This window comes from Streptomyces sp. RB17, assembly GCF_009604455.1.
In the GTDB taxonomy this organism is placed as follows: domain Bacteria; phylum Actinomycetota; class Actinomycetes; order Streptomycetales; family Streptomycetaceae; genus Streptomyces.
Map to the genome: position 1 here is coordinate 1,294,716 of NZ_WEGL01000002.1, position 23,584 is coordinate 1,318,299.

A 23,584-nucleotide genomic window follows, 5' to 3' on the forward strand; every position below is an offset into this window, starting at 1 on the left:
CCGTCGAGAGAGGCGCCTCCCCGCTGCCGGCTGCGGCGGTTCAGCCGAGTTCAGGGCGCCTCTTCATGCAATGAGCGGGAACGACATCCGCTCCTGCCACGTGGCGCCGTCGTGCACCAGGAGGTCGACTGACGCGGCCCGGAAGGTGAAGGGGAGCTTGGTGACCAGGTCGGCCTCGATCTGGTCCAGGACTTCATCGTCGTGACCGTCGGCGACGGTCAGGTGGGGCACGATCTCGGTGAAGCGGCCGCCGTAGGGAGGGGTTTCGGGCCACCGGCCGGCGATCGCCTCGGTGAGCTGCCGCACCTGCGTCTGTGGCCAGGGCACGAGATACAGCACGCCCGGGAACCGTCCGCAGTGTGCAAACCGCAGGTCGAAGGCGCGATGCCTGGCCAGTACGTCGGCGAGAGCCGAGAGGACACGCGCGTCCATGCGACTTTCGTCGAGGAACGGGAAGAGCACGGTGACATGTGCGGGAACCCCGGCCCGGGCTGACGGATCGAATCGTTCACGCCATGCGCGGACGGCCGGTTCGGCCTGGGGGACCCTGATGACGAGGCCTGTCTGGCCGGCCTGGAATCTGCGCGTGCTGTCGTCTGCCACGGGTCGGCATGCTGCCACCCCGCAGGCCCGCGGCGGCACTTGTCATGCGTCGGTGTTTCGACGAACGATCGACGGCCTTCCGCGCCGCGGTCGCCGCCGCGCCCAGCCTCGACGTGCAGGTGCCGACCTGCCCCGAGTGGACGCTGTTCGATCTCGTGCAGCACCTGGGCGAGGGGCGCCGCTTCTGGGCCGCCACCGTCGCAGCAGGTCCTGCCGCCACTTCCCCGGCCAAGTCCGCATCGGAGGATGTCCAATACCTGGTGGAAGCCGAGTAGCCGAGCCTGGCTGGGACCCCGGCGCGGTACGGGACCGCTGCGCCCCTGTGGTGCGGCGGTCCTTCGCGTTCCGGCGGTCTGCTGTTCGGTCCACGTTCCGGTCGCAGGCGGCGTACCAGAGAGTGAAGCGACTATCGGTGAGAGCGGCGGGCGTGGCGGTTCCCCTCTCCGGGCGGCCCCCTGCCCGAGCCACAGTTGGGCATCAGCCTTGACGTAGTTGTCGCCGGGAGCGCCTCGACAACAAGGCACTCCCGAAAGGCCACATCTATGCACTCTCTGCAGTTCACCGCCGAGTCGTCGGCGAACACCATGGTCGAGCGCGATTTCACAGTGGGCGATGTTCCCGGCGTTCTCTGGTCGCCGGCATCCGGCGGCGATCACGCGCCCCTGGTCCTGATGGGTCACGGCGGCGGCAACCACAAGAAGCATCCGGCGATGTCGGGCCGGGCAGAACGCCTGGTGACCGGCTGCGGTTTCCACGTCGCCGTCATCGACGCGCCCGGCCACGGCGACCGGCCGCGCACGGCGCACGACGAGGCGGAGATCGCCGAGCTGTACCGGGCGAGAGCGGCGGGCGAGCCGGAAGGCCCGATCGTCGTTCGCTACAACGCCCACCTGGCGGAGCTCGCCGTGCCCGAGTACCGCGCGGCCCTGGACGCCCTCCAGGAACTTCCGGAGATCGGCACCGATGGTCCGGTCGGCTACTGGGGCATCAACATGGGTACGGCGATCGGTGTGCCGTTCGTGGCAGCCGAACCCAGGATCACGGCCGCGGTCTTCGGTCAACACTGGCCCGATGTCCCGGCCGAGAAGGCGAAGCACATCACCATCCCGATCGAGTTCGACCTGCAATGGGACGATGAACACATCTCGCGCGAGGAGGGTCTCGCGCTGTTCGACGCCTTCGCCTCGAGGGAGAAGTCCCTGCACGTGAACTCGGGCAGGCACAAGGAGTTGCCCCGGTTCGAAGTCGACAGCGCGGTCCGGTTCTTCGCCCGGCACCTGGGCGGAGCGGTCATCGCGTCGGCCTGACGTGCGCCGTTGCGGCGCCCGGCTTGCCAGCCGGGCGCCGCGACCGCGGCCGCGGGTTGGGGCTGGACGCGACGGCAACGGCGGCTTTCGCCCTCTGTGGGCCGTACGGAGCAATGTGACCCGCGCACACGTGTGCCTGCGGCCGGGCCGCCCACGTGTAGCGGAACAATTGCCCTGTTCAAGAGACCGGGATGCACCTGAGCGGCATCGAGGGGAACGAAGGATGGACAGAGCAGGAGGTCTGGGGCGCAGAGCGCTGCTTGCCTGCGGCACCCTCGCTCTCGCGGGGTGCTCATCGCTGAAGGCCACCCCGGCGGCGCTCACCGCTTCGCCGACCATGCGGCCGACCACACCTACCGCGGCATTCGCGAGGCTGATGGAAGGCAACGAGCGTTGGGTGAGCGGAGATCTACAACACCCCGACCGGGATCCGAACCGGCGTCAACTCGTGGCCCACGAGCAGGAGCCTTTTGGGGCGGTCCTCTCGTGTATCGACTCCCGAGTGCCGCCTGAACTCCTCTTCGACACCGGGCTGGGTGATCTTTACGTGATGCGCACGGGTGGGGAGGCGGTCGGCCCGGTGGTCACTGGTTCTGTCGAGTACGGGCCCATGACCAGTGGCACTCCTCTCATCGTGGTCCTTGGGCATCAGCGCTGCGGCGCCGTCAAGGCGGCGTACGAGTCCCTTCGTTACGGCAAATCGCTGCCCGGCAATTTGCAGTCGATCGTCAAGGCTCTGCAGCCGGCATACAAACAGGCAGTGAAGGAAGGTGGCGCCGACCCGGTCGAGACCATGGCCCGTGCCCAGGTCGAGTTGACCGCCACCGATCTGCGCTCCAACCAGGACCTCGCCCCACTGGTTGGAAAAGGCGTCCTTGCCGTGGTGGGCGCCTACTACTCGCTCGACACCGGCAAGGTCGAAGTCCTGACAGGCGCCCCTGCCTGAACCGGTCGTACGAGACGGCCGTCAACGAGGCGCGGGACGGCCAAGGGCTGTGAGGACGGCTCAAGGCGGTCGAAATTCAGCCTTGCAAGGCTCTGGACCACCTCCGCGAAGGGGACACCCTGGTCGTCCCTGGGGTCTCTTGCAACCGCCTAGCGGCAGTGCGCCGGTCGAGGCCGGCTGGTCCACCGCGACCGGCACCGTTCCGTGCTGGGCGCGGAGTTTCCCGAACAGCTCGCGGAGTCCGGGTTCGCTGTTGGGCAGGCGCTGGTCGAAGGCCTTCTTCCCGGCCGGGGTGACGGCGGTGGCGTGGTGTTCGCCTTGCCGACGCCCAGGCCGAGGAAGAAGGCTCTGCTGGCCCGGGTGAAGCCGGTGCTCAAGCCCGGCATCAGTGCCAGTGCTACATACGGTTACTGCCCCTTACGTCAGTCAGCTGCGCATCTAGCCGCACGTCAGTGTCGGCGTGGCCCAGTCGCCGTGGTCGTTGCCGTTGCCGTCGCCCGCGTCACCGACCCTGAGGTCGACCACCTGGGCGCCGCTGAGGTCGACGTCGATCGGCACCGCAGCCTGTTTTCCCCGGATCGCCGGCGTGGTCACCAAGGTCTTGCCGTCGGCGATCACAGAGAACGTCACCGTTCCAGCACCACCTGTCTCGTCGTCGACACCGACGTCCGCCGTCAACCGGGAGCACTTTCCGGCGAGATAGAGCTCGACGTCGCTGATCGAGTTGGTGCCCAGGCCCTTGGCATAGCTGACACCGGCGATGCTGATGGGACGGCCGTCCCCGGCCGCCTGTTCGCCGACGCTGGTGTCACGCTCGACCGGGCCCCACCCGTTGGTGGACGACAGGAAGGGCAGGTCGCTCACGGCGCTCTTCCCGGCCGGCGGAGCGGGTGGGATTCCGCCGACGATGCGTTCGTCACTGCCCGCGGACTGCCGTCCGCTCTGCAGGTAGTGCACCGTGGCGGCGAGTGCAGAGGCGGATGGCAGCGTCCCGGTCGGTGGCTGGACATTCCAGGTGAAGGTGGCCGATTCGCCGGGTTGCAGGCGCTCGACCGACGTGGGGCTTGTGGCACCCATGCTCCAGCCGTCGGGTGCGGAGAGCGATGCCGTCAGTCGGGAGGCGGACGGCGCGTCCTTCGGCACCCGCACCGTCGCCTTGGCCGTGAAGGCCTGTCCTGGCTGAGCGGTGCTGGGCACGTCCAGGGTGACATTCACTCCCGGACGCTTCGGCATCGCGTACTTCCGGTGGTCGTAGCGGGAGCTGTCGTTCTGCGCGACCCGCAGGGACGAGGCATAGCTCCCGTAGTTGGTGAGTGACACCTTGCCGAGCCCGCCTGAGCTGCCGTCCAGGTTCCACACGGCGATGGCGATGCTGTTGCGCCCGTTGGGATTCAGGATGCCGTTGGGCACCGGGAACGTGCTCTGAGGGCCGAGGTAGTTGACGTAGTTGCCGACCTGCCAGCCGTTCACGAAGATCGTGGCACGGTACTTGCGAGACGGGTCGTCGGTGAATGTCAGACCGAGCGAGGTGTCCTGGCCGTGGGGCAGGTCCAGGTCGACGTCGGTTCGGTACCAGGAGACCCCGGGACGGGTATCGGTCGTCGGCAGGGACGCCTGCTTCCAGTTGCCGTCCGGGTAGCCCGGCAGCGACCAGCCGGCGCGCTCGCCGTACAGGCCGCCCGTCGCGAGCGGGCCGCGCACCGGGTCCTGCAGGTCCTCGCCGCCCCGTACGCCCTGCAGCCGCCAGGTGACGGAGGCCAGGGGTGCCCCGACGAGGGAGGCACTGGTCAGACCGCGTGCGGTCTTGTTCCCGTTGGTCGAGTTGTAGTCCTCCTCGTGCCCCATGTTCACGGTGAGCACGGAGATGACGTTGTCACCCTGCGACTTCACCGAACCGGCAGGGAAGGTGAAGTCGGCGCTGCCTGTGGTCGAGCTGCCCAGGAAGGTGCCGTTGAGCCAGGCGGAGAACGCCTGCGCCTTTCCGCCGGAGTCCGACACCAAGTGGATGCCGGTCTCCTTACCAGTGGCGCGGAAACGGCCGCGGTACCAGGTGTTGCCGGTGTGGAACCCGTAGTCGTCCGCGTAGAGCACGGGCAGAGAGTTGACGCCGGAGACGCTGTTGGTGGTCGTCTTGTCGGCCACCTGCCAGCCGGAGTCGTCGAAACCGGGGGTCGCTTCGGGGGACTCCTCGGCGTGCTTCCAGTTCGTCAGGGCCGGCAGGTGGATCGGGGCGGCCGCCGGGATCGTCCCGGCGAGGCTTCCCGTGTCGGTGGACCGGGTGTCCAATGCCTTGCCGTTCCAGGTGACGTGGTCGGCGGAGGTGAACACCTCGATGTTCTTGTCGTCGGCGTTGTCGCCGGTGAGCGACACGGTGCGCCCGCCGTCCAGGCTGGTTGCCGTCCGCAGCAGGTGGCTACCGCGCACGAGCACCGGGCCGGCCGCCGTGTCCTGACGCCAGAACGTCTCCGCCGTGGCCTTGTCGCCGACGAGCAGCAGCATCGGGCGCGCTCCGCCGCCGCTGATGCTGATGCGGGTCAGGCCCTTGTGCGTGTAGTTCAGGCGCAGGTCACCGCTGGCCTCGTCCCAGGTGGTCGTGACCGTGCCGCCGCTGGTGGTCACGGTGGGCTTGGAGGAGTAGCGCAGCACGGTCTCGCCATCGCTGCCCGGGTCGCCGTAGAGCACGGCGACGTCGCGGTTCCCGATCGTCGCGTGGGTCATGATCTCCGACGTCGAGTACTGCAACTGCGTGTCCCCGAGCCGGTAGTTCGCCACGATCACGTGCGAGTCGCGTCCGTCGAGCGTGATGGCGGTTCCCGGCTGCTGCGGCACGACCGGGTAGGTCGGTGCCGCGGTGGCGGCCGTCGGCACGTCGATGGCGTCGATGGACACGTAGTTGTCCGTGGACCCCGAGCTGTGGCTCCCGTCGACGACGATCTTCAGCGTGTGTGCCCCGGGCGTCAGGCCGGTCTTCTGGAAGATCACCGCCTGGTTCTCGCCGCCGGAGTCGTCGACCGTCGCCACCTTGGTGCCGTCGAGGTAGACGTCGGCGTAGCCGTGGTTGTCGGTCTTCGGGCCGATCCAGCGGATCGCGGTACCGTCGAACGGGACGGTGACCGAGTCGCCGGCCTTGTTGGAGAACGACTCGGTGTGCTTGTAGTCGCCGCCGGTGTAGCTCTGGTCGGCCACGTGCGACCACGAACCGGCGTACTGCAGCGCGGAGTCGGGGTCGTCCCAGGTGTAGGTGGTGTCCGCGGACGGCTGGGCGTTGAAGTCCAACGAGATGTGGGTCTTGTCGACCGCCGTGGACGTGGAGTTCCCGTGCCGCAGGACGTGGAACTGCGTCTTGGTGTCGGGGTTCATCCGGGCGGTGTCGACGACCGCGGAGTCGTCCGGCGGTGTGGCCCTGATCGCCTCGGTCTTGGTCAGCGGGGCGACCGACTGCGTGAAGTACCCGATCAGCTTGTCCTCGTAGTACTTCGGATCGAGCTGGCGGTTCTCGCGGATCGCGGCCCCGTAGTCGTACGACGTGTAGTTCTCCGGCATGCCCAGCCAGCCCCAGTTGGTGCCGCCGTAGGTCATGTAGAAGCTCTGCGCGGTGGCGCCGACGGCTATGTTCTGCTTGTAGAACACGTTGGCGAACTGGTCGTTGATCAGCTGGGCGCACTTGTCGTAGCCCGGCCCGCCCCAGGGATCGAAGGCACCGCCCTGGAACTCCGGCGAGTACAGCGGCTTGCCGTCCGGGTGGTCGTAGCTGATGTCGGGTACGCCGTTCCACTTGGCGGGGTTCGAGCAGTTGAAGCCCTGTGGGTAGGAGTCCGGTCCGTCGACGTCCAGGGCGCCGGTACCGGAGTTGAAGGTGCCGTTGTTGTTGCCGGTCAGCGGTACCGTGATGCCGTCGGCGCGGGCCTTGTCCTCCAGGTGCTTCATGTAGGAGCGGCCGGCCGCCGAGCCGTTGTAGTACTCGTTCTCGACCTGGTAGGCGATGACCGACCCGGTGCCGTTGGTCAGTTGATGGCGGGCGATGATCCGGTCGATCTGGGTCAGCCACTCGTCCGCGTACTTGAGGAACTGCGGGTCGTCACTGCGGTTGTGCCCGGCCTTGGTGGTCATCCAGCCGGGCAGGCCGCCGCTGTCGACCTCCGCGTTGATGTACGGCGCCGGGCGCGCGATCACGTAGAGCCCGGCCTCCTGGGCCATGTCGAGCAGCTTGTCGACGTCACGCACCCCGCTGAAGTCGTACACTCCCGGCTTCGGTGAGTGGTATCCCCAGTCGAAGTACAACGAGGTGGCGTTGAATCCGGCGGCTTTCATCTTCTGGAAGATGTCGCGCCACAGGTCCGGACTGGGGAGCCGGAAGTAGTGGAACTCGCCGGACCACAGGTAGGTGCGCTTGCCGTCGACGAGGAACGAGTAGCCGTCGAGACTCACCGTGTGCGCCTGCGGACTGGCGGCGGGCGCGGCGGCGGGTGTCTGCTCGCCGACGTCCTGTGCCGCGGCGGGCGCGATCATGCCCGTGGTCAGGGCGATGGTCGCGGCGGTTGCGAGGACCGCCCTCCACCAGCGACGACCACGGGGTCTCTCAGGTCTCTCAACCTCTGAACCGATCCGATCACTCCGCACTGCGGCCTCCATACCGACTGAGCAATCAGCATCAAACAGACTCAGGCAAAGTCGAACAGTAAAGGGGCACAAGGCTCAACACAATGGGGCGGGAGAAGACGGTCGAGGTTCACCGCGGAACCGGTGGCGGTGCCACCGACGAGAAGACGGCTTCGAGCGTCACCCGGCCGGCGACCACGTGGAGCGGCTGAGCTGCCGGTTCTGTCCGCCCTGCCAGGAAGGGGCAGTTGGGACGCGTCGAGATGACAGGGCCAGTCGTCCCGTCCGCATCCCTGAGCGGGCCATGTGATCACGAGCTTTCGGGCGAGCACGGGCGGGGGAGCCGGCGCACGAGCCGGGGCGGCATGCGGATCGCACCCGGATCGTTGCCGACTTGCCGGACCGTGGTGCCGGACGTGCAATGGGGGAGACGCTCGCGCATGCCTGGCCGAGTATGCGTCCGAGCCCGATTCCATCCACATCCACGGGGTAAGGGCAGTCCAGGGGGCTAGGAGGTCAGGTTTCATGGCCAGAGTCCTCTTCATTGTGAGCGGGGCGACGTTCTGGGTGCTCAAGGACGGCACCAGGCATGCGACGGGCTATTGGGCGGAAGAGTTCGCGATGCCGTACAAGAAGATCACGGACGCGGGTCATGACGTCGTGGTCGCGACACCCGGTGGTGCGATACCGAACGTCGACATGATGAGCCTTCGCCCTTCGATGGCGGGTGGTGAGGAAGGCGCCCTCGAACTGGAGGAGATCATCCGTTCCGCCGAGGTGATGCGGCGGCCCCTCAAGCTGTCGGACGTCCGCCTCGAGGACTACGACGCGGTGTACCTTCCGGGCGGCCACGGTCCTATGTCCGACCTGGCCTTCGACGCCGATGTCGGTCGGCTCCTGAGGGCCCAGCTGGCCTCGGGGAAGCCGCTTGCCATCGTGTGCCACGCCCCGGCCTCGATGCTGGCCACCAGGATCCACGGCGAGTCCCCGTTCAAGGGCTACCGGGTCACGTGCTTCACCGACGAGGAGGAGGAGGCCGTCGGACTGGCCCCCAGGGCACCGTGGCTGTTGGAGACCGAGCTGAAGGAGAAGATCGGCGTCGAGTTCAGCCGTGGCCCGATCTGGGAGCCGTACATGGTGGAGGACCGCAACCTCATCACCGGGCAGAACCCTCACTCGGCCGCGATTCTCGCAGACAGGCTCCTTGAGATCCTCAAGTGACCGCGGGGGGATCGGTGAACGGCACTCGCACGGGTCGGGGCCGCTAGGCGGGCAGCGGGGTGTGCGAGGTCGAGGATGCCCACGCACCGGTTCGGCTGCGGGCCGAGGCTACGTGCCTGGCGCCGCGGCTTCCAGCGCTCACCGGCGGGCTACTCGGCAGCGGGGGAGCCGATGCGCCGGCTCGCCACGCGCACGGGCCTGCTCGTCATCGCAGGGGTTCTCGACGGCGCGGAGGTACTGCTCGTCCTCTCCGTCCAGGGCACTCAGCATCTGCGGTTGCGCAGCGCGGAGGGAACCCGCAACCCGTGGCACGCCGCCTCCCTCGGCAAGGCGCTGGTGGCAGCCCTGCCGGAGGAGGGGCGTGCGCGTCTGCTGTCCGGCCCGCTCCCGGCGGTGACACCCCGCACGATCACGGCCCCGACCGGCTCCGCGCCGAAATGGCGCACGTCCGGGAGCGAGGCTGGGCGGAGGTCGAAGAGGAGAACGAGATCGACGTCCGCTCGATCGCGGCCGCGCTGCCCCACACTCCCGAGGGCACTCGCGCCCTGGCCGTCTCGCCGGCCGCCACCGTCATCCTCACCGAGGCCGACCAACTCCGCGCGCTCGCATCCGGATTGCGGGACTGCGCGGCGGAGATCGCGGCGCGTATGTCCGCCTGACCGGAGGCGTGGTCTCGGGCTGCCCGCAGCGAGGCGATGGCGCCGAGCAGGGCGTCGTGCTGGCGGGGGAGGGCGGCCGACTGCGGCACTCTTGCCGGTTCCGCCTGGCCCTCAGGGCAATTGCCCTGGCGCGGGCGGCAGATTTCTGAGGCGGCCCGCACCGGGGCAAATGCAGGTCGAGCGGCGCTGACTTCGGGCAAGCATCGGTGATCTGACCATGCGGTCGTCCGCCCGGAGGCAGCGCTCGACCTGCCTCCGGTTCCGCCACGGCGTCACCGCCGAGGAGGCTTCTGCCTTTGTCATGACAGCCTGCAGGATTGGCGCTTCCGGCGCGTCAGACTTCCTGGAGCGCGCTGTCCGAGGCCCAAGCCGATCCGGCGGTGCGAGAGCCGGTGCGCTCGGGACGCAACCACATCGGCCGCGCACCCGTGCACGGCGCCGCCCGGCCGAGACGCACCGCGTAGCGGGCGCCGGCGCCGAACGCGGCTACCCCGCCACCACCTGTCAACGACCGGCCCACCGCATGGTTCACCGCGCATGACTGCAACAGCGGCCCGCACGATGACACGCACCGCAGTGTGTTCAGCGGCTTCACAGCCGTGGTGACGAACGAGGACAGTGCGCGGCAGGTGCAGGACGGGTCCTACGCCGGCATGCGACCGGTGCGAACGCCGAGGCGCGCCCGTGCCGCGGCGGCCCGCAAAGGCACTGGACGCAAGATCGCGGGATCGGCCATGATCCCGGCGTGTACATACCGAGACGATACGCCGAGGTCCTCGCCGCAACCTTTCTGACGGCGGCGCTGGCCGGCTGCTCGACGCCGCGCTCCCAGCCTTCGCCCGCGGCCACGGGCTCGGCGGCTTCGTCCCCGTCGGTCCCCGCAACCCTCTCCTCGACCCGGGGCGCACCTGGGTCCGGGGCGGGAGCGCAGCTCACGGCCACCATCCTGCCCGTACCGGCAGGCGCGCACGCCTGGACCGACCGCAACGGCGTGCTGGACCTGGACGGCTTCGCCCGCGGGCTCTTCAAGGCGGACGCCGTCTCGCGGGAGAAGGCCGTGCTCCTAGGCCGGCGCTTCGTCGCGGCCGCCCGGCAGGGCTGGATCAGTACCGATGGAAGCCAGGCCGACATCTTCCTCGTCCGGTTCGCCGCACCCTCCGGCGCCGAGAGCATGTACAAGTCCATGGCACACACCTGGCAGACCCGCAGCACGCCGCACCAGCAGACCTTCGCAGACCCCGCTGATCACGCCACCGGCTCCGTCGTCAGCAGCCTGGACAAGCTCGGCAACGCCGGTGTCAAACTGATCAGCGTCCGCAACAACCTGTTCGTCTACATCCACTGCTTCACCGCCGCGACCCCCGACCGCAGCGGGGCGCAGAATCTCCTTCGTCGCCAACTCGACGCTCTCGCAAATTAGGCGGCAACCCGTCACCCGTTGCCTCCCTGACGGGTTGGCGGGCGGCGGCAGGCAGCTTTCGGACGCGATATCAGGGCAACCAGAGGGCCGCCGCAAGCAGGCGGCCAGGTTGTGTCCTTTGGCCAACGCCGGGTCCGGATGAGGATGCCGGCGAGGTGGAGTGCGGCTTGGCAGGCGGAGGCGATTTTTCTCGGTTCGTGTGGCCAGTCCGCGCCAGTGCTTGAGGCGGTTGATGCACCGTTCGACGGTGTTGCGCTGCATGTACGCCTGGGCGTCGCAGCCGGGGGTGACGGGCCGCCGTGGCGGCTCCGCCGCTGGCCGTGGCCCATCTTGGCCGCACGGCTGCGGGATGACCGTGCGGATACCCCGTTGCCGCGGGTGGCTGCCGAGGACGCGGGAGGAGTACGCGCGCCGGGACAGCAAGTGGCCGGGGCCGTGGCCTGCCCGGGCGGGCCGTCGTGGGGCACACGGATGCGATACGTCACCGTCGTTGAGGCGGGTTCCGCCACCAGCCTGGCCCGCAGTGCCGGTGAAGGCCAAGTCCGTGCACAGCCGTCCGCGGCGAGGTGGACTTTGGTGCTCAGTCCGCCGCGGGAGAGCCCGAGTGCATGGTCGGCAGGGTCGCGGGTCGCCCCCCTGTGCGCGCTTCGGCGCCCTGCTGGTGGGCCCGGACGACGGTGGAGCGCACCGACACGGTCCGCTCGCTGTCGTCGTGGGCGGTCCGCTGCCTCACGTCGTCTCTTCTGGGCGGCCGGCCGGCGTGATCGGTGTGGGGTCGGTGAGGTTTTCGGGCGCTGTCGTCCATTCGATGCCGCCTCGCCGCGGGGCCAGCCAGGCGACCGGCGTCGGCGCCGTGCCCTCCGGTGCGATGGCGCGGAGAATGCCTCGCCGTCCCGTTGCCGAGTCCGTCACCATGTGGCCGAGCCATGGATGGGAGCGGTGCATCAGGCCCGTCGCGGTCACGACTGCTCCGCGCGAGGAGCCGGTGCCTGCGCCGTTTGACGAAGAGGCGAGGAGCGATGTGTGGGGGGACATGGTGGTTGCCTTCCCTTCGAGGCCGGGCCGCGAGCGTGTGGAGCGGCGGCAATGCCTTCCCGACAGGTGTGTTCGAATTGACGTGCGCCCTCGACGTTCGGTGGCGGCAACTCTGTGAAGCTGGCTGGGCGTTGACGATGGGGGCCTGAACGTCCGGCTGGACCTCTCACACATGTAACTATGCTCGCAGCCGACTTCACGCTGCAACTGCTTCCCTGATAATTTCAGCCAGGCGGTATCCAACTGGCGTCATCATCAAGTCGCCATGCAACTGAGCCACAGTGACGAGCCGTCATGGAATGGAGCGGAGTGATGGAGGGTCGTTCGGGGGCGGGGAACAGCGCGCCAACAGTTCTCCGGATGATCCTCGGTCGGCGACTGCGGGAGAGACGGCAGAGCGCGGACGTGTCGCTGGAGGACGCTGCCAGAGCCCTGCGGGTGAAGCCGCTGACCGTCCGGCGCCTGGAAAAGGCAGAGGTCGCGCTCAAGCCCCTGTACGTGGAGAGATTGCTGGAGGCCTACGGAGCCGACCGGCAGGAGATCGACGAGTTCGTCGCCCTGGCCGAGCGGGCCAACGAACCGGGCTGGTGGCATGACTACCGCGATGTGCTGCCCGGCTGGTTCTCCGCATACGTCAGCCTGGAGACCAGCGCCAGGACTCTGCGTACCTATGAGCCGCACTACGTCACCGGGCTGCTGCAGACGTACGGCTACGCGCGTGCCGTCCTGCGCGGCGGCTTCCCCAACGACTCCGAGGAAGATCTGGAGCGGCGCACCCAGTTGCGGCTGCGCCGGCAGGAACTGCTGGAGAGCAAGGACGCTCCCACGCTGTGGGTGGTGATGGAGGAGGCCGTCCTGCACCGCGTCGTCGGCGGGGCAGAGGTGATGCGAGAGCAGATCGACCGGCTCCTCGAGGTCTCAGAGCTGGAGCACATCAGCATCGACGTGGTTCCGTTCTCCGCAGGCGCCCATGTCGGAGCGTGTGCTCCCTTCACCTACTTCCGGTTCGCGGAGCCGGAGCTGCCCGACGTCGTCTACAGCGAGGTCCTTACCGCCTCCATGTACCTGGACCAGCGCTCGGATGTCGCCGCCCATCTGGAAGCACACAACCGGATGTCGCTGCTGACCTCCTCCGCGGACAGCAGGGCGCTGTTGCAACGCATGCGCAAGGAGTACTCATGACCGCAAGCCATGGCAGTGTCTACAACGGGATGCCGGCGTCCGACCTTGGTGAGCACGGCTGGGAGTGCCCGTGGAGCGGGCCCAACGGGGGCCAGTGCGTGGAGACGAAGCAACTCGCCGACGGCCGCATTGCGCTGCGCCAGTCGACCGATCCCTCGGGACCCGCGCTGATCTACACCACCGAGGAGATCAGCGCATTCCTCGAGGGAGTCAAAAAGGGCCTCGCCGATCATCTGACGGCCGGCTGAACCTCAGCGCGATCGGGAGAAGGCACCACCACGAGGTCGCCCGCCCCGGCTCTGTACGCCACGCAACTACGGAAGGGAACAGCATGAGCAGCACGCCGGCCTCGCGGGACATCGACACGAGCAGGCCGCACTCCGCACGCATGTACGACTACTACCTTGGCGGCAAGGACCACTTCGAGGTCGACAAGCAGGCCGCCGAGGCTGTCGCGGGCGCCTATCCCGGTATCTTTGTGTGCGCCCGCGAGAACCGGTCCTTCATGCACCGGGCGACTCGAGTTCTCGCCCGGGAGTACGGCATCCGCCAGTGGCTGGACATCGGCACCGGCATCCCCACCGAGCCGAACCTGCACCAGGTGGCCCAGTCCGTCGTCCCCGACGCCCGGGTCGTCTACGCTGACAACGACCCTCTCGTGCTGAAGTACGCCGAGCGCCTGATGCGTAGCACAGCGCAGGGCCGCACGGCGTACATCGAGGCTGACGTCAAAGACCCTGCCTCCCTGCTCAACGCCCCCATCTTCTCAGAAGTGTTGAACCTCGACGAGCCGGTGGCGCTGTCCCTCAACGCCCTGATGCACTTCATCACCGACCAGCAGGACCCGTACGGGATTGTCAACCGTCTGCTCGACGCCCTGCCCTCCGGCAGCGCCCTGGCCCTCAGCCACTGCACGCCTGACCTTGATCCGTCCACCTGGCAGAAGGTCACCGACATCTACAACAACGCGGGAACCCCTGTGCAGTTCCGCTCCCGCGCCGATGTCGCCCGCTTCTTCGACGGCCTGGAACTTCTCGACCCCGGCATCACGATGGGTCACCGCTGGCGCCCCGACTCTCCGAGCGAAGACGCCGCAGCCGAGCCGCCCACGGACGCCCAGGTCAGTCTGTGGACGGGTGTGGGCATCAAGCCGTAGTGCTGGCTTCCTCAGACGAAGTACACATATCGGCCCCGCAGCACGCAGGGTTGGTGGTGCAGGTCATCGTCCCCATGTCCATGGCCAGGCACGGGCATTGAGTCGGCATGTTGCCAGGCGGGTGGCCTGCCGGCCTTCAAGTGGTCCGGCGAAGGACCGCCCGGCCAGGGCGGTCTTGCGGACGATGCGCCACCGCCACCAGCCCTCCTGAAAGCTGGGCCGGCAGGCGCCGGCCGGTACGAATACATGCCGGATTCTGGGGCGGACCTCCAGCCAGGCCCGAGTGTCTGGTCGCCCGCACGACCGGCGGCACGAGGAGGTCCAGAAGCGGCTGCCCGCGGTCACGCCTGTGGCCGCGATCCGCCGCGAGTCGCGGCCCCTCGACCGTGCGAGCCCCACGCCCCAGACCCAGGCAGCCGCCAGCTGAACGTCGCACGGCGTGGTCTGCTCGGTGATCCAGACAAAACGGCCAAGTCACGGCACCTGCTCACGAATGCTGGTGTGGTACACGGCTGCTCTGTGCGACGCTCCTGCTCATGACTGAAGCAGGTGATGCCAAGCGGTACATCGTTCTTGACCCCGACGGGGCAGGTTCTGATCAGGGATGGGTGTTCGTCATCGTGGCGGCGGCAACCGGCGTGGTCTACCAGAACCAAGGGGGAGGGACAGGCTGCATTCAGTACGAGCAAGAGGGCTATCTGATCCCTGTTCTTGGCCAAGGCCTGGATGACGACCTGCGGGAGATCTTTGTCGGAGAGCTGAAGGGGCAGGGAGCAAGGCGGTTGGATTGGCCGGCGGACAGGCTCGATCGGCTGAGGGCTGCGGTCGCCTTCCACGTGTACGGCTCGGCGAACCGGGACGACCTGTTCCCCTTGCCGCTGGTGCTCGACGAATCGCGCCTCTCCGAGGTGGACGAGGCATGGGTTCCGGTGGTGACACCCGACGGCCCCGGCGTTCTCGTCTGGGAGAACTCCGATTAGACAAGTTTCAGGCAGGTCGAGCCCCGGGCCGCGGCCCGCGCCTACCTGCTTGGGCGGCTGTCGCGCGGCGAGCGGAGGAACTGCTGGCAGTTGGCCGAGCAGGCCGGGGGTTCCGATCGTCCGCCGCACTGTTCGCCCGTCCCGGACTCCACGACCAGCTGCTCGACATCGCCGCGTCAGGGGGGTGACAGCCAAAATCGCATCGACGCTGATCGATGCATGAGCAGGTGAACTCACCCGTTCCGAATCGCCGTCCTCACCACCACAAGCAACGGCACCCGCGCCGAACGTCTTCAGACGGAACGCCGCAACCAGCTCGCGTCGGTAACGGTCCTCACCAGATATGGGAGTACCTGCTTTCCGGCGCCGAAGTGAGCGGCGCGGGCTGCGCCTGTCGCCGGTCGGGGACTCCACCATCGCCCGAGCCCACCAGCACGCCGCCGGGGCGCGTAAAAAGGGGACCTGCAGAAGGAGCCTCCCGGCGGCGTCGATGGAGAGCCCGACGACCACGGCCTCGGACGCTCACGCGGCGGGCCGACCATCAAGCTGCACCTGGCGGTCGAGCAGGGACAGAAACCGTTGTCCCTACTCGTCACCGTCGGCCAGCGGCACGACAGCCCCCAGTTCCAGCCGGTCCTGGACGCCGTCCGCGTGCCCCGAATCGGGCCGGGCCCGACCACGCTCCCGGCCGGGCGAAGTCCCCGCCGACCGGGCCTACGGCTCGCGCGCGAACCGCGCCTACCTGCGCAGACGCGGCGTGCGGTGCGCCATCCCGGAGAAGGCCGACCAGATCCGCAACCGCCAGAGGCGCGGTTCCCGCGGCGGCCGCCCGCCGAAGTTCGACAAGGGCGACTACAAGCAGCGGCACGCCGTCGAATGCGGGATCGACCGGCTGAAACGCCATCGCGCGGTCGCCACCAGGTACGACAAACTCGCCGTCCGCTGTCCCGCGACCCTGCTGGTCGCAGCCATCAACGAGCGGCCATGACCAGCACGGACCTGATCCGTTCTAGCCGTTGATGTCGAGTGCTGTTCCGTACAGCCGGTCCACCTTCAAGCGAATGACCACTCGGCGCTCGGCAACCAACTGCTCCAGAAACGCGTCTTCGTCCTCCGGCTTCGCAGCCTGCGGGATCATTCCGAGCAGTTCCCGACCAACCGCATCGCCAGGAACCGTCGTGATCTCCGAGACCTCGGCCTCGCCTTCGGCCACGGCGAACGACCACACGTCGCCGCCCTGCACATGCAGCGAGGCACGCGGATCGCGCCGCAGGTGCCCGACCTTGATGCGGTCGACCGTCGTTGAGAACCGCACGATGCGGGCCTCGGAGTCCCAGCTGTACAGCATGGTGGTCAGGTGGGGATGGCCACTGCGCTTGACGGTGGCGAGCGTGCCGAACTGCTGCTTGCCAAGCAGGTTGGAGAGGGCTTCGTCGGACAGTGGGCGAGGCGCTGGTCCTTGAGTCATGACGTGGTCAACATCCGTAGCCGTCCAACAATTTCGTGGACACTCTGAACCCCACTTCCACTCCGCCGTCGACGACCACACCCGCCTCGCCTACAGCGAGATCCATCCGGACGAGAAGGCCACCACCTGCGCCGCCTTCCTCCGCCGGGCGCGCTCTTCTTCCGCGCCTGCGGCATCGACCGCATCGAGCGGGTCCTGACCGTCAACGCCTGGCCCTTCCGCAAGAGCTTCGCCTGGCGGCAGGCCCTGACCGACCTCGGCGCGACCGGCAAGCTGAGTCGGCCCTACCGGCCGCAGGCCAACGGCAAGGTCGAACGCTTCAACCGCACCCTGCTCGACGAATGGGCCTACCTACGGCCCTACACCACCAACCACGGACGCACCGAAGCCCTGCCGGACTTCCTCCACACCTACAACCACCACCGCTGCCACACCGCACTCGGCGGCCATCCACCCATCAGCCGTGTGAACAACGCTCCAGGTCAGGCGAGATAGCTGGTGGGAGCCGCCCCATTCGTCCTGGAGGCCCCCGAAGTCCCTCCGTCCGCCTCATGGTGCCCTCGTGGCCGCGGACTGCTGACAGGCACTGGCCCCGGCGCTACCCTCCGGGCACTGACATGGGCCGACGGGGGAAACATGAACAGGCTTCTCGCATGTGTTGTGGCCGGTGCGGTGCTGCTTTCGGCGGTGGCCTGTACCGCAGGGGGCGGCCCGTCCAGGGTGAAGCCGTCACCTGCGGCCTCCTCGACGCGCACGGCGTCGCCACGGGCCACTGCAGCCGGCCGGGGCCAGGTGGTCGACGCGTCCAGAGCCAACCTCACGGCACAACTGTCGATCAAGGACCTTCCGGGCCCGCACGGGATGTTCACCGCCGCCGTCGGCCGGAGCGCTGCCACGTTCGTCTGGGAGTCCGCCGACGGGCGCTTCTGCTCGGGTTCGGCCGCCACAGCCGGCGGATTCACCTCGGCGTTGTGCGTCTCCGACCGCCGCGACCTTCCCTTCTCCGTCCGTCCCGCGCTGGTTCCCCTGCTCAGTACGTACACGTTCGCCGAGGTCCATGTGTTCGGCGCGGACCGTGAGACCGTCCGGTCGGTGACGTGCAACAGCAGACCTGTCGCAGTCCGCCGACTGCCACCGGTCCTGGACGGTCGGCGTGCGCTCTACGCCTTCGACCTCTCGGAACCGACGGCCGGACGGGTCACCGTCACCGTCGTCCGCGGTCGTGTCACGGCCACGGAACACGTAGAACTGTTGGGCGGACACCTCCGGCACAAGGCGTCGTGCCGCTGACGCGGGGCGGGTGCGGTGGCCGGAGGTGAGCGCCCGGCGCTCCGGACGTGCGCGGGGGCGCCGCCCTCAGGACCGGTAGCCGTTGCGGACGTAGACGGGATGAGCGTCCCGGCCCCGGAGAAGTAACGCGAGACCAGATAGGCCGGATCCGAGGCGATCGAGCCACCGTGGAGGTCGCTCCCGGCGGCCTGGGCCTGGTCAGTCGTCGAGGGTCGCGCGTGGTGATCTCTCTGATGCCGACTGGGAGTTGGTCGAGCCGTTCGTGCCGGTGGGTGAACGTGGTCCGTTCCCTGATCTGCGGCGGCAGTTCAACGGTGCGATGTGGCGGTTCAGGGCCGGGAGCCCTTGGCGTGACGTGCCGCAGGAGTACGGCTCCTGGTCGACCGTCTACGGTGCGTTCCAGCGCTGGGCGGTGGCCGGGACCCTCCGGACGTTGATGGACGGGCTGATCGCCGGGGCCGCGGCCCGTGGGCAGGCCGGTCTCGACCTGGTTGGTGTGGATTCCACGGTCTCGCCCGCCGCGCCCACCACCACGCAGCCGGAATGGTGGTGGACCCCGAATTCCTGGAGGACTTGGAGAAGGCCGTCACTGAGGGAAAGGGGCTCCTCGAAAGGGGCAAAGTGTCCCGATAACCCCGCTCGGCGAAGGGGACGATCAGTCGGCGCGTGCAGACCGCCGCCGCGCGCGTCGACGTCGCAGAGCTCGTTCTCCACGCGGCCGAACTGGGCCGCTCACCCGGCGGTTGGACCACCAAGACCCGCGGTCCGCTACGAAGCAACAGTGCTGGTCGCGGCCATCAAGGAGTGGCTGTGACCGCAATGAGTGGCTGTGACCGCCTGCCCGCCGTTCACCGCCGTGCAGTACCGATGGGAGAGCGTCAATGGGGCGTGACAGACGTCCCGCCCCATTCCTCTGGGGCAACATCCGCAATTGTCTCCGAGAACGTCCACTGGTGGCCTGCAAGGTCTTCGGCGGTGTACTGCCGTTCGCCATACTCGAAGTCGGCCGGTTCCATGACGATGCGTGCGCCGTGCCGCCGGGCCTGCTCGCAATGGGCGCGAACGTCCTTCACGCGCACGATGACCGAGTGCGTGACCTCGCCCGGGCGCGGGGGACGCCGATCTTTTCGCACATCTCCGACGATCATGGCCCCGTCGCCGAAGCTGAGCTGTGCGCGGTGGTCCTCGCCGATCCGCACCCGCTCGACAAACCCGAAGGCTGCACCGAGCCAGGCGACCGCCTCGCGGACGTCGGGATAGATCAGGACAGGGATAACCGTCGACGCCGGGATGGAGCGATTCGGCTTCATGTCTGACTCCAGACGTTTGGAGCGTGCCGCAACGTGCGCCACTGAAGCATACGGTCACCAGTGGACGCCACGGCCGATCGTCAAAGGTTTCGATCAGTGGCCGGTCGAAGAGACACACAGCGCCGAGAGGGTGTGACCAGCACTTTCGCAACAGGCCCTGGTCCGGTCCGATGCGCTTGCTGTCTCAGCTGGACTGGTCAGTCGAGGGGCCGTTGGCGCTGTTCGTGCCGTAGAAGCGGCCCTGGTCGCACAAGGCGTCGATCTCGGCGATGTCTTCCTCGGTCAGTTGTGCATCCAGCGCGACGCTGATGATGCGTCGGGCGCGGGCCAATCGGCGAGCGACATCCCAGTCGGTGATGAATCTGCCGACGGTGTACTCGTCGGCGGTGCCGGATGCCCGGCGGGATCCGAGTCGGTCGAGGGAAACGACGAACTCGTTCAGGTCCTGCAGTACTGCGACGACCTTGTCGAGGGGCATGCGGATCTCTCGGGAGGACATGTCCATCAACCGATTCAACTCCAGAACTGGCCATAGGCCCAGATCCTGATCTCGCTGCTCGGGGCTGGCAGGGGCTGGCCGGGGCTGGCCGGGGCTGGTCCGGGGCCGTGACGGGCCGTATCGCGGGACGTTTCGTCCGGGTGGAACTTCATTGCCGGGCATGGGCGTTCGTGATCGGACTGTTGTCGGACCTGCCGTGCGAGAGCTGCTGGACACTCGCCGGGCAGGCCGGGGACGCGAACCCGTACGGCCTGCAGCAGTTGCTGTCGAGGGCCGGCCATCTCGCCTGCCCGCCGGCCGCGCAAGGACGCGGTCTACGTCGCCGGCACCTTGGTACCCGCCCAGGACCAGAGCATCACCGCTGTCCGCAGACTCACCCCAGCCCACGGCAAGAGGCGGAGAATGCCGTCCACCGCCGCTCGCGAGCCCGGATGCAAAACGCCCTGTCCCGACTGAGGAATGGGAAGACCTGCGGGGCTGCCGGCTCAGGGAAAGCGGGGTTCACCAGGCCGTGCTCGGCATCGTCCGCGTTCGCAACCTGACCCGCACTCGATAACTCACTTCCCATGGGGGGAGGGGCGACCTCTCGCGGCCGAGTAGACGCCATGAGCGGTACCCCCCTGAGTCGCAGGTCGCCGCCTATCGTCCGTTATGCAAGGAACGGCCAGAGGCAGGTCACTCCCGCGATGCAAGCCGTGGCCGACCCAAGCATCCAGTACAAGGAAAAAGTATTGAGGGGCACCTTGTCCCAAGGCTTCTGCTCTTGTTCTGTAATGTCGGAAGAAAGCCTTTTTGCGACCGGTGCCAGCATGATGATGAACATCACCAGGGTGCAACTGTAGAAATACAGGGTGTGCGAGACGGAGTAGCCTTTTATCGAAGCGTTTGGCAACAGGAATATCCAGCCGGCCAGCGGGGCGATAAGCATGCGCCGCTTCGCCGTCGGCGTCGGCATGCACCAGTACATTGCGGCTATGTAGACGACGGTGACGCCGGCCGCGATGAGCCACCAGTCATCTGTGGTCAGATGGGCAGGCATGATCGAGGCTCCTCCTAAGGCGAAACACGATCGTCATCACGAGCGACGTCCAGAATTCATTCGGCGAAGACTGCTCGAACAACCATAGGTACCTGGTTGCCTGGCGTGATCGGCAACTTCCGGCAGCAAAAATCAGCTGAACGCTGCCGCCTTCCGGCAACTTCTCGCCTGCGCCGATTCACGGTGCCGCCAGAACGCGCCGGTAGGCCGTCCAGGGATGGGTGGCATGACGGCACGGTCGTGCCCGGCAGTGCGCACGTGAGCCAGCCCGATCGGGTGACTCAAGGCTGGTGTGGGCGCGGGTGTCTCGGCCCTTGCGGAGCCGGCGGATACGTTGAGCGTGAACCGGCCGCTGCAAACGGCGCCGACGAGGCCGAATCTCCGACTCTCGCAGTCCAGTCGTAGCAGGGAGTGCCACCACCGGCATGGACGTTCTCTTCATCACGAGCGTGGCGGTGGTCGTCGCCGACCCGCCGGTGAGTCGCAAGCTGTTCATCGAGGCTCTTGGCCTGCCCCTGGAGGGGGAAGGCAACGGCTACTACTCCAGCGGGAGCATCCCGGGCAGCAAGCACTTCGGCCTGTGGCCGCTCTCGCAGGCAGCCGAGGCATGTTTCGGCACGGCCCAGTGGCCCGCCGACCGGGTGGTCCCGCAGGCATCGATCGAGTTCGAGGTGGCGAACGCGGAAGCCGTCACAGCCGCTGGTACCGAGCTTCAGCGCGCGGGCTTCGAACTGGTGCACCAGGCCCGCACCGAGCCCTGGGGTCAGACGGTGGCCAGACTTCTCACGGCGGACGGCTTGATCGTCGGGATCTCCTACGCCCCCTCCTTGCACGACTTGCAGGACGGCCGGCACCCCGGGTGAGTCCGGCCCGAGACGGGTGAAGGCGACGCAGATCGCTGGCGTACTCCTCGCCAGGGACAGCCACCGTGACGTCTGCTCCGGGAGAGCCATGGCGTTCGGGCCGGTCCGCTGACCAAGCGTTTTGACGATCAGTTGATCGACGTCCTATGTGGAGGGACTGCGCTTGCTTTCGTGGCCGCGGTGGGCGGTACTGGCCTTCCAGGTGGTCGTGGTCTGCCAGGAGACCTTGCCCGTACGCAGGATGCGGCGTCCTCGCCGACCTGCAGCAGCGAGGTCACGTCCCGACGTCCACCGGCCGGACGAACACTCCCGGACGATGTCCCACGATCACATCCGAGATCACGGCCCGGAGACACCCTGACGGACTAGCAGCAGCCGATCCATTTCCGAGCCGATCAAGCGAGCCGAGCCACTAGTGTTGGCGCAGCGAGTGACTCACGAGGAGCCTAGACATGGTCGGTCGTCCGAGCACGCGTTGACGTCGGAGGCCGTGAGCGGCCTGTCATCGCGTGCTGCCCTTGATGCGCGGCACGGCGAGTCTTCCTTTCCCGCTGCCTGAAGTGGTCGGTGCACCTCTCGTGCGCCGGTTGGCGGGTCTCGTCTTCGGTCATTCGAGGGGTCCCTGTGCCGTCCTCTTTCTCCGCTGTATCCGATTCCGGTCGACCCGTTCCGTCAAGCCTGTGCCGGGACCGCGACTTCCGCAGGCTCTGGGTGGGCCAGACGGCCTCCCAACTGGGCGAACATGCAAGTCTGGTGGTTCTGCCGCTCTTCGCTGTCCTGACGCTCAACGCCGGTGCCGGTCAGTTGGGCGCCCTGCGCGCGGTGGAGCAGGCGCCGATCCTGCTGCTGTCGCTCTTCGTCGGCGTGTGGGTGGACAGGTGGCGGCCCCGTACGGTGATGGTGCTGGCGGACGCCGGTCGGGCCCTGGCACTGGGCGTCGCCGCCGCGGCCGGCCTCCTCGGTGGGCTCGGCCTGCCGGCGCTGCTCGGGGTTGCCTTCGCCGTCGGCGGTCTGTCCGTGTTCTTCGACGTGGCATACCAGGCGTCTTTGGTACGGCTGGTGAAACGCGATCAGTTGGTGTGGGGCAACAGCGCGCTCGAGGGCAGCCGCTCCGCTGCACAGATCGGCGGTCCCGCCCTCGGCGGTGCGTTGGTGTCTGTGCTGTCGGCTCCGATCGCCGCCGCCTCCGCCGCGCTGTTTTTCGCGCTGTCGTTCGTGTCGATCCGAAGCATCGGTCGCGGCGAAACCATCCCGGAACGCTCGGAACGGCCTCCTCGGCTCTGGCGGCGGATCCATGAGGGCCTCCGTTTCGTCGCCGGCGACACCTCGCTGCGTACTGTGTGCCTCGCGTCAGCCGCCTTCCAATTCTTCTTCGCGGCTGTGATGACCGTCTATCTGCTGTTCTTGCCACGGGACCTGCGCCTGTCGGGCACCGTCGTTGGGCTGGCACTTGCGGCGACGGGGCCGGGCGCGCTCCTGGGCTCGCTGCTGGCCGCCCGCCTGCCGAGCCGCTTCGGGTACGGCGCTGTGCTCGTGTCCGCGGCAGCACTCGGCGACGGCGTGTTCCTGTTTGTGCCTGCGCTGCACGGCTCTTCTGTGGTGACGGTGCCCGCACTCCTTGCGGTCAACTTCGTCTTCGGGACCTTCAGCCAGCTGGTGAATGTGACGGTCATGGCCGTCCGGCAGACCGCCACTCCGGACGGGATGCAAGGCCGCGCGGCCGCGACGATCAACTTTGTCGGGATGGGCCTGACCTCGCTCGGCTCGCTGCTCGGCGGCTTTCTCGCGGAGGTGTGGGGTACGCGTACCAGCCTCCTGGTGACGGCCGCAGGCATGCTGCTGTCGCCGGCACTGATGGCCCTGTCCCCACTCACCCGCCTGGGACGGACGCTTCCCGCCCTGCCGGAGACTGAGGTCCCGTCTGCGTGAGCGTGCCCATTTCCCAGTCCGGACCGGTCCGTCGGGGCATCACCACACCAGCCTCGGCCCGTGCGGAGGCCGAGCGAT

The 23,584-nt window shown here is 68.0% G+C and carries 19 protein-coding genes and 7 pseudogenes; 17 read left to right on the top strand and 9 right to left on the bottom strand.

The window, feature by feature from the left end; all coding sequences use genetic code 11:
* Positions 1 to 63: 63 nt before the first annotated feature.
* The gene (locus tag SRB17_RS12900) at positions 64 to 642 is read right to left on the bottom strand and encodes a 2'-5' RNA ligase family protein (RefSeq protein ID WP_323375368.1); all 579 of its coding nucleotides are present in this window, start codon (positions 640 to 642) and stop codon (positions 64 to 66) included.
* Between SRB17_RS12900 and SRB17_RS12905 the strand changes: the two are divergent.
* From SRB17_RS12905 to SRB17_RS12915, 3 genes and pseudogenes are all read left to right on the top strand, one after another.
* Positions 612 to 848, top strand: a pseudogene (locus SRB17_RS12905) (maleylpyruvate isomerase N-terminal domain-containing protein); the annotation flags it as partial. The gene SRB17_RS12900 and the pseudogene SRB17_RS12905 sit on opposite strands and share 31 nt — an antisense overlap.
* A 297-nt stretch (positions 849 to 1,145) precedes the next feature.
* Positions 1,146 to 1,910: an alpha/beta hydrolase gene (locus SRB17_RS12910; protein WP_153537769.1), complete on the top strand. Its 765-nt coding sequence runs from the start codon at positions 1,146 to 1,148 to the stop codon at positions 1,908 to 1,910.
* 223 nt (positions 1,911 to 2,133) lie between these two features.
* On the top strand, positions 2,134 to 2,856 hold the full coding sequence (locus SRB17_RS12915; RefSeq protein WP_194293979.1) for a carbonic anhydrase: 723 nt from the start codon (positions 2,134 to 2,136) through the stop codon (positions 2,854 to 2,856).
* Positions 2,857 to 3,006: 150 nt separating this feature from the next.
* On the opposite strand, the pseudogene SRB17_RS12920 reads toward SRB17_RS12915, so the two are convergent.
* Positions 3,007 to 3,242 (bottom strand): annotated as a pseudogene (locus SRB17_RS12920) (IS110 family transposase); the annotation flags it as partial.
* Between the two features lie 52 nt (positions 3,243 to 3,294).
* Positions 3,295 to 7,365 (bottom strand): beta-galactosidase, encoded by a 4,071-nt coding sequence (locus tag SRB17_RS12925; RefSeq protein WP_228395961.1) that lies wholly within the window; start codon positions 7,363 to 7,365, stop codon positions 3,295 to 3,297.
* 615 nt (positions 7,366 to 7,980) lie between these two features.
* On the opposite strand from SRB17_RS12925, the gene SRB17_RS12930 reads away from it, so the two are divergent.
* The 3 genes and pseudogenes from SRB17_RS12930 to SRB17_RS46165 all read left to right on the top strand — a co-directional run bounded on the left by SRB17_RS12930 (position 7,981) and on the right by SRB17_RS46165 (position 10,755).
* Entirely contained in the window at positions 7,981 to 8,676 is a 696-nt protein-coding gene (locus SRB17_RS12930; protein WP_153537773.1) for a type 1 glutamine amidotransferase domain-containing protein, read from the top strand.
* A 171-nt stretch (positions 8,677 to 8,847) separates the two neighbouring features.
* A pseudogene (locus SRB17_RS12935) lies at positions 8,848 to 9,335 on the top strand (IclR family transcriptional regulator).
* Positions 9,336 to 10,080: 745 nt separating this feature from the next.
* Positions 10,081 to 10,755, top strand: a complete 675-nt coding sequence (locus SRB17_RS46165) for a hypothetical protein (RefSeq protein WP_228395962.1) — start codon at positions 10,081 to 10,083, stop codon at positions 10,753 to 10,755.
* 128 nt (positions 10,756 to 10,883) lie between these two features.
* Here SRB17_RS46165 and SRB17_RS48470 read toward each other — a convergent pair.
* Together SRB17_RS48470 and SRB17_RS12950 are read right to left on the bottom strand one after the other, a co-directional pair.
* Positions 10,884 to 11,482 (bottom strand): annotated as a pseudogene (locus SRB17_RS48470) (IS5/IS1182 family transposase); the annotation flags it as partial.
* A 2-nt stretch (positions 11,483 to 11,484) separates the two neighbouring features.
* A complete protein-coding gene (locus tag SRB17_RS12950; RefSeq protein ID WP_323375370.1) occupies positions 11,485 to 11,718 on the bottom strand; it encodes a hypothetical protein in 234 nt (77 codons plus the stop codon).
* 381 nt (positions 11,719 to 12,099) lie between these two features.
* On the opposite strand from SRB17_RS12950, the gene SRB17_RS12955 reads away from it, so the two are divergent.
* The 5 genes from SRB17_RS12955 (at position 12,100) to SRB17_RS12975 (ending at position 16,096) form a co-directional block, all read left to right on the top strand.
* Positions 12,100 to 12,972, top strand: a complete 873-nt coding sequence (locus SRB17_RS12955) for a helix-turn-helix transcriptional regulator (protein WP_323375429.1) — start codon at positions 12,100 to 12,102, stop codon at positions 12,970 to 12,972.
* Positions 12,969 to 13,220 carry a DUF397 domain-containing protein gene (locus SRB17_RS12960; RefSeq protein ID WP_153537780.1) on the top strand — a complete coding sequence of 84 codons (252 nt, stop codon included), beginning with the start codon at positions 12,969 to 12,971 and terminating at the stop codon, positions 13,218 to 13,220. The genes SRB17_RS12955 and SRB17_RS12960 overlap by 4 nt, the downstream gene beginning before the upstream one ends.
* A gap of 83 nt (positions 13,221 to 13,303) precedes the next feature.
* Positions 13,304 to 14,128 (top strand): SAM-dependent methyltransferase, encoded by an 825-nt coding sequence (locus tag SRB17_RS12965; RefSeq protein WP_153537782.1) that lies wholly within the window; start codon positions 13,304 to 13,306, stop codon positions 14,126 to 14,128.
* A gap of 536 nt (positions 14,129 to 14,664) precedes the next feature.
* Positions 14,665 to 15,108: a DUF6210 family protein gene (locus tag SRB17_RS12970; RefSeq protein ID WP_153537784.1), complete on the top strand. Its 444-nt coding sequence runs from the start codon at positions 14,665 to 14,667 to the stop codon at positions 15,106 to 15,108.
* Positions 15,109 to 15,598: 490 nt separating this feature from the next.
* Complete coding sequence (locus SRB17_RS12975; protein WP_228395963.1) at positions 15,599 to 16,096, top strand: transposase; 498 nt, start codon at positions 15,599 to 15,601, stop codon at positions 16,094 to 16,096.
* 21 nt (positions 16,097 to 16,117) lie between these two features.
* Here the strand turns inward: SRB17_RS12975 and SRB17_RS12980 are convergent, their stop codons facing one another.
* Positions 16,118 to 16,576 carry a PPOX class F420-dependent oxidoreductase gene (locus SRB17_RS12980; protein WP_153537786.1) on the bottom strand — a complete coding sequence of 153 codons (459 nt, stop codon included), beginning with the start codon at positions 16,574 to 16,576 and terminating at the stop codon, positions 16,118 to 16,120.
* 58 nt (positions 16,577 to 16,634) lie between these two features.
* On the opposite strand from SRB17_RS12980, the pseudogene SRB17_RS12985 reads away from it, so the two are divergent.
* The 3 genes and pseudogenes from SRB17_RS12985 to SRB17_RS48475 form a co-directional block, all read left to right on the top strand.
* Positions 16,635 to 17,071, top strand: a pseudogene (locus SRB17_RS12985) (integrase core domain-containing protein); the annotation flags it as partial.
* A 297-nt stretch (positions 17,072 to 17,368) separates the two neighbouring features.
* Positions 17,369 to 17,866 (top strand): hypothetical protein, encoded by a 498-nt coding sequence (locus tag SRB17_RS12990; protein ID WP_153537788.1) that lies wholly within the window; start codon positions 17,369 to 17,371, stop codon positions 17,864 to 17,866.
* A 238-nt stretch (positions 17,867 to 18,104) separates the two neighbouring features.
* Positions 18,105 to 18,680 (top strand): annotated as a pseudogene (locus SRB17_RS48475) (transposase); the annotation flags it as partial.
* A gap of 64 nt (positions 18,681 to 18,744) precedes the next feature.
* Here the strand turns inward: SRB17_RS48475 and SRB17_RS13000 are convergent.
* Both SRB17_RS13000 and SRB17_RS13005 read right to left on the bottom strand, forming a co-directional pair.
* Positions 18,745 to 19,176, bottom strand: coding sequence for a VOC family protein (locus tag SRB17_RS13000; RefSeq protein ID WP_153537793.1), 432 nt, complete (start codon positions 19,174 to 19,176; stop codon positions 18,745 to 18,747).
* 184 nt (positions 19,177 to 19,360) lie between these two features.
* Positions 19,361 to 19,681 carry a hypothetical protein gene (locus SRB17_RS13005; RefSeq protein ID WP_153537795.1) on the bottom strand — a complete coding sequence of 107 codons (321 nt, stop codon included), beginning with the start codon at positions 19,679 to 19,681 and terminating at the stop codon, positions 19,361 to 19,363.
* A gap of 359 nt (positions 19,682 to 20,040) precedes the next feature.
* Here SRB17_RS13005 and SRB17_RS46180 point away from each other — a divergent pair.
* Positions 20,041 to 20,231: pseudogene (locus SRB17_RS46180) on the top strand (IS5/IS1182 family transposase); the annotation flags it as partial.
* Between the two features lie 93 nt (positions 20,232 to 20,324).
* Here the strand turns inward: SRB17_RS46180 and SRB17_RS13010 are convergent.
* Complete coding sequence (locus SRB17_RS13010; RefSeq protein WP_228395964.1) at positions 20,325 to 20,714, bottom strand: hypothetical protein; 390 nt, start codon at positions 20,712 to 20,714, stop codon at positions 20,325 to 20,327.
* 425 nt (positions 20,715 to 21,139) lie between these two features.
* On the opposite strand from SRB17_RS13010, the gene SRB17_RS13015 reads away from it, so the two are divergent.
* Positions 21,140 to 21,577, top strand: a complete 438-nt coding sequence (locus tag SRB17_RS13015; protein ID WP_153537797.1) for a VOC family protein — start codon at positions 21,140 to 21,142, stop codon at positions 21,575 to 21,577.
* A gap of 624 nt (positions 21,578 to 22,201) precedes the next feature.
* On the top strand, positions 22,202 to 23,506 hold the full coding sequence (locus tag SRB17_RS13020) for an MFS transporter (RefSeq protein WP_323375371.1): 1,305 nt from the start codon (positions 22,202 to 22,204) through the stop codon (positions 23,504 to 23,506).
* Positions 23,507 to 23,584: the final 78 nt, after the last annotated feature.